We start from the raw sequence: 8,995 nt of genomic DNA, 5'->3' as shown, positions 1-8,995 counted from the left end.
CGAGAGGCGCTGACCCTCGTGCTCGCCAGCCCGGAGTTCCACCGCCGATGAGCGCCCACCTGCCCGCCTTCGGCCGCCGCGCCGCCCTGCTGGGCCTGGCCGCCGCGCTGACCCTGCCCCGCGCCCGCGTCGCCTTCGCCCAGGCGCCGGGGGAGGCGCGCTTCGCCGTGGTGCTGCTGCGTGGCGGGCTGGATGGATTGTTCGCCGTGCAGCCCTATGCCGATGCCGCCTTCGGCGAGTTGCGCGGCCCCCTCGCCCTGCCGGAGCCGGGGCAGGAGGGCGGGTTGCTCGACCTCGGCGGCCGCTTCGGCCTGCATCCGCGCATGCCGAACCTGCACGCCATGTACGCGACGAACGAGGCGCTGATCCTGCACGCCGTCGCCGGCAACTGGCGCACCCGCAGCCATTTCGACGCCCAGGACATGCTGGAGTCGGGCGCCGACCAGCGGCTGGCGAGTGGCTGGCTCAACCGCGCCCTCGCCGTCTTCCCGGATCGACCGGGGGCGCAGCATGCGGGGCTCGCGGTCGGCACCGACATGCCGCTGCTGATGCGCGGGCCGACGCCGGTCGGCAACTACGCCCCGCGCGGCGGCGGGATGCCGGCGCCCGACCTGCTGGCCCGCGTGGCGGAACTGAATGCCGCCGACCCGGTGACCGGCCCGGCGATCGCCGAGGCGCTGGCGGCGCGCGGCTTCGCGGCCACCACCCTCGGCGCGCCGGGGATGCCGCGGCCGCAGCCCGGCGGTGCCTTCCGTGCCCTCGCCCTGACCGCCGGGCGGCTGATGTCCGAGGCCAACGGCCCGCGCGTCGCCGCCTTCGAGCTGACCGGCTGGGATACGCATGCGCAGCAGGTGAACCGGCTGAACGGGCCGCTCGCGCAGTTGGACGAGGGCCTCGCCGCGCTGAAGGAGGCGCTGGGCGGGCACTGGCGCCGCACCGCCGTGCTGGTGGTGACGGAGTTCGGGCGCACGGTGCGGGTGAACGGAACGGCCGGGACGGATCACGGCACCGGCGGGGTCGCCTTCGTCCTGGGCGGGGCCGTGACGGGGGGGCGCGTCGGCGGGGATTGGCCCGGGCTTGGGCCGGATGCCCTGTTCCAGGATCGCGACCTGGCGCCGACCACGGATCTGCGCAGCGTCGCCAAGGGGCTGTTGCGCGACCACCTGCGGCTTTCCGCGCCGGCTGTCGCCCGCGCCTTCCCGGGAAGCGACGCGGCCGACCCGTTGGGAGGGCTGGTCAGGGTGTGAAGCGCCTCACGGCGCTCAACCATGACGTGTGGCAGGGTGGCGCCGGAATCGGACGGAGCGACCCGCCATGCGACCATCCTGGGTGACCCGCCAGATCGGCGACTTCGTCGCGCAGTTCTGCGCCTCCGGCGGCAACGAGGCCTGGATCGGGGTGCAGACGCTCGACGGCCTGGGCGGCGCGCCGCAGGGCGGGCTGTGGCGGCAGGGCGGGCGGCTGGAGGTGGCCCCCGACCTCTCGCTCTCGGAGGGCTTCGTCTGGCGGCCGGATGACGCGGCCCGCGTGCCGGAACTCTGGCTGGCGCCGGAGAAGACCGGCTATCGCCGTGCCTTCGAGCGCTTCGCCGTGCGGGAACTCGGCGCGTCCGGGCTGGAGGGCGCCGACGTGCAGATCGACCATGTCTTCCCCAAGGGCGCTGGGCGGCTCGGCGGCCTTGCCTATGTCCGGATGCTGGCGGTGCCGCCGGAGAGCAACATGGCCGCCGGCCGGACGCTCGAGAAGGCGATGGTGGCGCGCAACGACGCGCTCGGCCCGCGCGCCAAGCCGGCGCGGATGGCGACCTATTTCTCGGTCGGCAAGGCGACCGGCTTCGACGGCTATGACAGCCTGCCGGACGAGGAGGAGGGCGGGAATCTCGGCCTCGCCGGGGCGCTGATCGCGCATCTGCGCGGCTTCGGCCTGCCGGGCGACGTGCTGACCGACCTCGACGCGATGCTGACGGCCGACCGGGCGCGGAGCCTGCGCTGAACGGTCAGGACCCGCGATAGGTCGTGTAGGACCAGGGCGAACAGAGCAGCGGCACGAGGTAGGGCCCGCGCCCGTCCGCCAGTCCCACATCGACCTTCACGACATCGAGGAAGAGCGGTTCCGGCGCGATGCCGCGCGCGGTGAAATAGGCGCCGAGGTGGAAATGCAGCTCGTAGCGCCCGGCGCGGAAGGTGTCGGGCGACAGCAGCGGGGCGCTCGTGCGGCCATCGGCGTTGGTGACGGTCTCGATCACCTGGGCCGGTTCGGGGTCCATGCGCCAGAGTTCGACGCGCACGCCCTCGGCGGGGATGCCCTCGGCGGTGTTCAGCACCTGGGTGGAGAGCGAGCCGGGTCCGTTGCCTGCCATGTCGTGCCTCGTCGGATGGGGCCAGGGTGCTCCTCCCGCGTTTCGACGGTGGGGAGGAAAGGGTGCGGGGATCAGGCCGCCGTGGGCGGATGATTGCTCGCCGGCGAGGCATGGATTGCGGGTCTTCAACGGATCGGGCCGGCTGCCCGGCCGATGACGTCGAAGGACGTGCCGGCCCAGGCGATGCCGGTGACCGGGCGCAGCGAGCGGAGGATACGATCCGCCCGGTCGGCAAGACAGGCCGCATCCATGAAGCATCGCCGTGCGACGCCCGCCCACGCCGCCCGCAACATGCAGCGCGGCGCAGCGCAAGCGCCGGGACGGCGGCGTCAGTACCAGTTGCCCCCGGTGCTCGGGGAGGCGTTCCACGTCACCTGCGCGAGGCCCGCGGTGGTGTCGTCCACGCGGCAGAACATGCAGTTGAAGGTGGTGATGTCGGGCAGCGCCTTGTGGATGTCATGGATCGCGGATTTCAGCGTGATGCCCGCATGGAACCAGCGGTTGCGCACCGTCACGAGCACGATGCCGGCATCCTGGGCGATATCCTGGAAGCCCTGGTAGTCGATCTCCTGGTCCTGGATCGCCTGCGCGTCCGCGCCGGAATGGCGGCCCTGGAACTTCGTCAGCATGTAGTTGGGGCAATCGTCGCCGCCAGTGTAGTCCTGGTCGGCGGTGCCGCCGTGCTGCTGCGGCGCGCCGCTCCGCAATTCCGACTTGAAGCAGCCGAAGGCGTAGCCGGCGGGCTGGAAGAAGCGGACATTTATGCCCGCCGGAACCCTGAAGCTCTGGTTATCGAGGACGTAGTCGGCGGAGTAATTGCCACCATGCGCGTCGATGAAACACTCGGTCGCGCCCTTCGTATTGCCGATGATGTAGAGCGAGGACAATTTCATGACCCAGGCGCTGTCCGGCTTGAAGGACATGCTGGCGGTCGAATTGACGTTGTTCAGGACGTGCTGGACGTATTTGTTGAAGACATAGCGCGCGTCGCCCATCGAAAGGCCCTCTCCGTTCTGCCGTGGAGAACTGTAGCGCAGCATGCGCCCGCTTGCGCAACGTCTGCATTCGCGGCTTCGGCGCGCCCCCTTGTGCGCGCGCCCGCGGCGGGGCAGGTAGCGCGCCCCGACCCCCACCTGGCGTCCCATGATGTCCCCTGCCCGCCTCTCGCTTCCCAAGGACAAGATCCGCATCCTCCTGCTGGAGGGGATCTCCGACAGCGCCGTCGAGCGCCTGGCCGATGCCGGCTACGCGACGGTCAGGCGGGAGGCCAAGGCCCTGGACGGCCCGGCGCTCATCAAGGCGCTGAAGGGTGTGCACATCCTCGGCATCCGGTCCCGCACCCAGGTGACGGAGGAGGTGCTGGCCGCCGCCGACCGCCTCTTCGCCATCGGCTGCTTCTGCATCGGCACCAACCAGGTGGCGCTCGAAGCGGCGGCGATGCGCGGCATTCCCGTGTTCAACGCGCCCTTCTCCAACACGCGCTCGGTGGCGGAACTGACGCTCGGCGAGATCGTCATGCTCATGCGCGGCATCCCGTTCAAGTCGGGTGCGACGCATCGCGGCGAGTGGATCAAGTCGGCCGAAAATTCCTGGGAGGTGCGCGGCAAGACGCTCGGCATCGTCGGCTACGGCAACATCGGCAGCCAGTTGTCGGTGCTGGCGGAATCCTTCGGCATGCGCGTCATCTACTGGGACCACACGGGCAAGCTGCCGCACGGCAACGCGCAGCCGATGACCTCCCTGCACGCGCTGCTGGCCGAGGCCGATGTCGTCACCCTGCACGTGCCCGAGACACCCGACACCAGGGACATGATCGGGGAGGCCGAGATCCGCGCCATGAAGAAGGGCGCGGTGGTGATCAACAATGCGCGCGGCACGGTGGTGGACCTCGATGCGCTGGCGAAGGCGCTGCGCGAGGGGCACATCCTGGGTGCGGCGGTGGATGTCTTCCCGGTCGAGCCCTCGGGCAAGGACGAGCGCTTCGTCTCCCCGCTGCAGGGTCTGCCGAACGTCATCCTGACGCCGCATATCGGCGGTTCGACCGGAGAGGCGCAGTGGCGCATCGGCGAGGAGGTCGCGCGCAAGCTGGTCGAGTATTCCGACAGCGGCGCCACCTTCGGCGCGGTGAACTTCCCGCAGGTGCAGTTGCCGGCGCGGCCGACCGGCGCGCGCTGGACGCATATCCACCGCGACGCGCCGGGCATCCTGTCCCGCATCAACGAGGGCTTCGCCAAGCGCGGGCTCAACGTCTCGGCGCAGTACTACCAGACCCAGGGTTCGATCGGTTACGTGGTGGTGGACAGCGAGGAGGCGCGAAAGGAGGCCGAGGACATCCTCGAAGGCTTCCGCGCGCTGCCGGGCACCATCCGCGCCCGGCTGATCTACGAGCGGCGCTGAGCCGCAGGGCCGGGTGCAACCTCCGCACCCGGTGCCGCGTTGCTCCGCACGATACGCATCGTGCGGAGGAGAGGTCAGATGAAGTCGATGGTGTTGTGGCTGCTTGGCGTGCCGATCACAGTCATCATCCTGCTGAACCTGTTCGGCTGGCTGGGCTGATCAGCGGATCGGCATGGCGTACATCAGTCCGCCGCGGGTCCACAGGTCGTTGACCCCGCGCGGCAGCCCGATCGGCGAGCCGCGGCCGAGGTTGCGTTCGAAGATCTCGCCGTAGTTCCCGACCGCCTTGATGGCGTTGTAGGCCCAGCGGCGGTCGAGCCCCATCAGCGGCCCATGGTCCCCGGCATTGCCGAGCAGGCGGCGGATCGAGGGATTCTGGCTGTTCAGCATCTCGTCCACATTGGCCTGGGTGATGCCGAGTTCCTCCGCCTCGATCAGCGCGTAGATGGTCCAGCGGACGATGTCGAACCACTGGTCGTCGCCGTGGCGCACGGCGGGTGCCAGCGGTTCCTTCGAGATGATGTCGGCCAGGATGATGTGCTCATCCGGGTTGCGCAGCGCGGTGCGGATGCCGGCGAGCTGCGAGGCGTCCGTCGTGAAGGCGTCGCAGCGGCCCGAGGCATAGGCGTTGCGCGTCTCCTCGTTCTGGTCGAACACCAGCGGCTGCACGCGGACGTTGTTGGCGCGCGACCAGTCGGACAGGTTGAGTTCGTTGGTGGTGCCCGAGGTCACGCAGATGGTCGCGCCCTCGAGGTCCCGGGCGCGCTGCACGTTGGTGGACTTCCGCACGAGGAAGCCCTGCCCGTCGTAGAAGTTCACCGCGGTGAAGTTCAGCCCGTTCGCGGTGTCGCGCGTCTGCGTCCAGGTCGTGGTGCGGGAAAGCAGGTCCACCTGGCCCGACTGCAACGCCGGCAGTCGCGCCTGGGAGGACAGCACCACCCAGCGGGTCTTGCTCGCGTCGCCGAGCACCGCCGCGGCGACGGCGCGGCAGGTATCGGCATCGAGGCCACGCGTGACGCCCTGGCTGTCGAGCACGCTGAAGCCCGGCGCACCGGGATGGGAGCCGCAGACCAGCGCATCGCGCGACCGCACGGCGGACAGGGTGGGCCCTGGGGAAGCGGTCTGGGCGATGGCGGTGCCGCTGACCAGCAGCGCCGCACCGATGGCAGCCAGAAGACGCATGACGTTACCCTCCGTTTATCGTTGGTTGGTGGAGACTAGACGCCGCGTGCCCGGAGCGGAAGGAAGGTCAGGCCGCCGCGGCGCGCCGCCCCGAGGCGTATTGAAGCAGCGCCACGGCGGCGAGCACGCCCGCGGCAAGCGGCAGCCGGACCGTGTCCGGCGCGATGTGCCCGAAGGCGGCGAAGAGCCCGATGCCGCCGAGCAGCAGGCGCAGCGGCACCCCCATCGGTCGCAGCAGGTAGCCGGCATAGGCGGAGGTGATCATCGTCAGCGCCACCACCTGGATCGCGGTGGCCATGAAGATCTCCATCGGCCCGCCGCGCAGCATGATCCCGGGGTCGTAGATGAAGGCGAAGCCGACGGTGAAGCCCGCGATGCCGAAGCGGGACGCGTGCAGGCTGGCGATGGTCGGGCTCGCCTTGGCGATGGCCGCGGCGGCGAAGGCGGCGGCGGCGACGGGTGGCGTCGCGTCGGCGATGACCGCGAAGTAGAAGATGAACAGGTGCGCCTGCATCATGTCCACGCCGAGCGGTCGCCCGAGTTCGAGCACCTGCGGCACGCCGATCGCCGCGGCGATGATGTAGGACGGCGTCGTCGGGATGCCGAGGCCGAGCACCAGCACCGTCACGCACAGCATCATCAGCAGCAGGCCGAGGTTGCCGCCCGCGAATTCCTTGATGATGCCGCCGAAGGCCACGACCATCCCTGTCGCCGTCAGCACCGAGACCACCACGCCCGAGGCAGCGATGGAAACCGCGAGCGGCGCCATGGTCAGCCCCGCATTGGTCAGGCTTTCCAGGATGGCGCGCCAGCCCATGCGCGTGCGCGCGCGCAGCAGGGAGACCGCGATCATCGCAAGCGTGGAGCAGAAGGCGGCGAAGTTGCCGCTCCAGCGCTCCATCATCAGGTGGACGAGCAGGCCGATCGGCAGCACGAGGTGGATATCGGCCAGGACTTCCCGCCAGGCGGGGATGTCGGCGGCGGCCATCGGCTTGATGCCGGCGCGCTTGGCCTCGAAATGCACGGCGGCGACGATGGCGAAGTAGTAGAGCACCGCGCCGATCGCCGCGGCGACGATGATGTCGCCGTAGGGGATGTTGGTGATCTCGGCCATCACGAAGGCGGCCGCGCCCATCACCGGCGGCATCAGCGCCCCGCCGACCGAGGCGGCGCTCTCGATCCCCGCCGCGACCGCCGGCTTGTAGCCGATGCGCACCATGAGCGGGATCGTCATCGCCCCGGTGGTGATGACGTTGGAGACGGAGGACCCGCTCATGGTCCCGAACAGGCCCGAGGAAATCACCGCCACCTTCGCCGGCCCGCCCGTGTAGCGCCCCGCGACCGCCGCGCCGAGATTCGAGAACAGCCGCCCGGTCCCGCTGCCCTGCATGAAGGCGCCGAACAGGATGAACACCGCGATGGTGGTCGCGACGATGCCGGTCAGCGGCCCGTAGACGCCGCCCGCCGTCGGCACCAGCCAGGCGGATTCCATGATCTCGGCGGTGGTGAAGACGCGCGTGTTGAGCACGCCCGGCAGATGGTGGCCGACGAACATGTAGAGCAGGCAGATCGCCACCATCCACGCGAGACCGGGTTCCACCGCGCGGCGGATCGATTCGAGCATCGTCACCATGCAGGTGATGGCGAGCGCCATCATCACCGGCGTGAAGGGATCGACGTATTCCATGCGGTCCGAGACCGCGCCCGCATTGACGAAGACCCAGAGATGCGGCGCCGCCGAGGCCGCTGCCCATGCCCAGTCGAACATGCTCGGCCGGTTCATCGGCGAGCGTGTCGGGAAGGCGGGGTAGAGCAGGAAGAGCGGCGGGGTGAAGACGAGGAGATGCAGGCTGCGCATCTCGATCGGCTCGGGGAATCCGAAGCCGCCGAAATAGAGATGCACGGCCGCCCAGAAGGCCAGCCAGACGGTGACCGAGCCCCTGAGCCAGCCGGGAAGTTCGCGCACCGCGCTCTCCTTGTCCTGTCGCGGCGCGCCGGGCTCAGGCCGGCGGGTTGACGCCGGCCGCGCGGAAGGCGGCGATGGCCCCCGGATGGAAGGGCACGCCGCGGTAGCCGACGGCCTGCTCCGGCGTCCAGCCGGCCATGCTGCCGTGGATCGTCGCCAGGCGCTGGCCCTTGTTCCTGATGAGCGTTGCCGTGATCTTCTGCACCACCTCGGCCGACACGCCCTCGTGCACCAGGATGACGCTATCCATCATCGTCACCGGCACCTCGCCGGACATGAGCTGCGGGTAGGTGCCGGCCGGCAGCACGCCCTGCGCATAGGCGTATTGCTGCGTCAGGTGGTCGCGCACGTCCTGCGGGAAGGCGACCATGCGGCCGCCGCGGCGGCCCTGTGCGATCTCGGTCATGATCGCCGCCGGCTTGGCCAGCGCGACGTAGAGGTAGTCCACCTGCCCGTCATTGTAGGCGGCGGCGATGTCGGCATAGGAGCCGTTCAGGTAGCGCCCGCCTTCCGAACGGATCTTGTCGGGGCTGGTGCCAAGGAAACGCAGGATGCGCTGCAGCGTCATCTCGTCGGTCGAGGAACGCTGCGGCACCGCTATCCTGAGGTTGCGCTGGGTGAGGATGCTCCGCATGTCCTCGGGCCCTGCGCCGGTGTGGCGGAGGAAATGGTGCTCGGTCGGCGAATAGCCGGTGCCGAGGCAGCGGATCTTGTCGTGCTTGGCGCTGTAGGGCTCGATCCCCTGAACGGCGGAGGCCGAGAAGGCGTCGATGCCCCAGCCGATCTGCGACTGGTTGTTGTTGATGCGCGTGGGGTTGGCGAGGCCGCCGCCCGGCACGACGCGGATCTGGATGTCCGGGTTTTCCTCCCGGATCAGGGAGGCGACGCCCGCGCCCATGGTGTACCAGCCGCCACCGAGCGAGCCCGCCACCCATTCGAGCGTGGTCTGCGCCGAGGCACGGTGGATGAGGGGCACCGACAACGCCGCGCCGGCCGCACCGCGCACCAGTGCTCGCCGCCCGATGAACAGGGTCATTTTCCCAGCCTCCTTGAGCCTCCGGACCGTCACATAAGAACAGGCTTGCCGCATC

9 protein-coding genes are annotated in these 8,995 nt (G+C 70.0%); 3 read left to right on the top strand and 6 right to left on the bottom strand.

Going from position 1 to position 8,995, the window contains the following annotated elements; all coding sequences use genetic code 11:
• Positions 1 to 47 precede the first annotated feature (47 nt).
• Both GXW76_RS02915 and GXW76_RS02910 read left to right on the top strand, forming a co-directional pair.
• Positions 48 to 1,247: a DUF1501 domain-containing protein gene (locus tag GXW76_RS02915; RefSeq protein WP_211860484.1), complete on the top strand. Its 1,200-nt coding sequence runs from the start codon at positions 48 to 50 to the stop codon at positions 1,245 to 1,247.
• A 67-nt stretch (positions 1,248 to 1,314) separates the two neighbouring features.
• Positions 1,315 to 1,992 (top strand): hypothetical protein, encoded by a 678-nt coding sequence (locus GXW76_RS02910; RefSeq protein ID WP_211860483.1) that lies wholly within the window; start codon positions 1,315 to 1,317, stop codon positions 1,990 to 1,992.
• 4 nt (positions 1,993 to 1,996) lie between these two features.
• On the opposite strand, the gene uraH is transcribed toward GXW76_RS02910, so the two are convergent.
• The 3 genes from uraH to GXW76_RS02900 all read right to left on the bottom strand — a co-directional run bounded on the left by uraH (position 1,997) and on the right by GXW76_RS02900 (position 3,354).
• On the bottom strand, positions 1,997 to 2,359 hold the full coding sequence (gene uraH / locus GXW76_RS02905) for a hydroxyisourate hydrolase (protein ID WP_211860482.1): 363 nt from the start codon (positions 2,357 to 2,359) through the stop codon (positions 1,997 to 1,999).
• 125 nt (positions 2,360 to 2,484) lie between these two features.
• On the bottom strand, positions 2,485 to 2,610 hold the full coding sequence (locus GXW76_RS25925) for a hypothetical protein (protein ID WP_272876008.1): 126 nt from the start codon (positions 2,608 to 2,610) through the stop codon (positions 2,485 to 2,487).
• A 78-nt stretch (positions 2,611 to 2,688) separates the two neighbouring features.
• Complete coding sequence (locus GXW76_RS02900) at positions 2,689 to 3,354, bottom strand: putative adhesin (protein WP_211860481.1); 666 nt, start codon at positions 3,352 to 3,354, stop codon at positions 2,689 to 2,691.
• Between the two features lie 148 nt (positions 3,355 to 3,502).
• Between GXW76_RS02900 and serA the strand changes: the two genes are divergently transcribed.
• A complete protein-coding gene (gene serA / locus GXW76_RS02895; protein ID WP_211860480.1) occupies positions 3,503 to 4,756 on the top strand; it encodes a phosphoglycerate dehydrogenase in 1,254 nt (417 codons plus the stop codon).
• 159 nt (positions 4,757 to 4,915) lie between these two features.
• Here the strand turns inward: serA and GXW76_RS02890 are convergent, their stop codons facing one another.
• The 3 genes from GXW76_RS02890 to GXW76_RS02880 form a co-directional block, all read right to left on the bottom strand.
• Complete coding sequence (locus GXW76_RS02890; RefSeq protein WP_211860479.1) at positions 4,916 to 5,938, bottom strand: amino acid ABC transporter substrate-binding protein; 1,023 nt, start codon at positions 5,936 to 5,938, stop codon at positions 4,916 to 4,918.
• A 67-nt stretch (positions 5,939 to 6,005) separates the two neighbouring features.
• Positions 6,006 to 7,904, bottom strand: coding sequence for a TRAP transporter permease (locus GXW76_RS02885; RefSeq protein ID WP_211860478.1), 1,899 nt, complete (start codon positions 7,902 to 7,904; stop codon positions 6,006 to 6,008).
• 34 nt (positions 7,905 to 7,938) lie between these two features.
• On the bottom strand, positions 7,939 to 8,940 hold the full coding sequence (locus tag GXW76_RS02880) for a TAXI family TRAP transporter solute-binding subunit (protein WP_211860477.1): 1,002 nt from the start codon (positions 8,938 to 8,940) through the stop codon (positions 7,939 to 7,941).
• Between the last annotated feature and the right edge of the window lie 55 nt (positions 8,941 to 8,995).

Source organism: Neoroseomonas soli (assembly GCF_018129065.1).
GTDB lineage: Bacteria > Pseudomonadota > Alphaproteobacteria > Acetobacterales > Acetobacteraceae > Neoroseomonas > Neoroseomonas soli.
The sequence above is the reverse complement of the archived record's forward strand: the minus strand, read 5'-3'. Positions and strand labels throughout refer to the sequence as shown.

Bases quoted from the DNA above. Each gene is read 5' to 3' on its own strand.
- GXW76_RS02915 (WP_211860484.1), top strand. From the start codon at position 48: ATGAGCGCCCACCTGCCCGCCTTCGGCCGCCGCGCCGCCCTGCTGGGC.
- GXW76_RS02910 (WP_211860483.1), top strand. From the start codon at position 1,315: ATGCGACCATCCTGGGTGACCCGCCAGATCGGCGACTTCGTCGCGCAG.
- uraH (WP_211860482.1), bottom strand. From the start codon at position 2,359: ATGGCAGGCAACGGACCCGGCTCGCTCTCCACCCAGGTGCTGAACACC.
- GXW76_RS02900 (WP_211860481.1), bottom strand. From the start codon at position 3,354: ATGGGCGACGCGCGCTATGTCTTCAACAAATACGTCCAGCACGTCCTG.
- GXW76_RS02880 (WP_211860477.1), bottom strand. From the start codon at position 8,940: ATGACCCTGTTCATCGGGCGGCGAGCACTGGTGCGCGGTGCGGCCGGC.
- GXW76_RS02890 (WP_211860479.1), bottom strand. From the start codon at position 5,938: ATGCGTCTTCTGGCTGCCATCGGTGCGGCGCTGCTGGTCAGCGGCACC.
- GXW76_RS25925 (WP_272876008.1), bottom strand. From the start codon at position 2,610: ATGGATGCGGCCTGTCTTGCCGACCGGGCGGATCGTATCCTCCGCTCG.
- serA (WP_211860480.1), top strand. From the start codon at position 3,503: ATGATGTCCCCTGCCCGCCTCTCGCTTCCCAAGGACAAGATCCGCATC.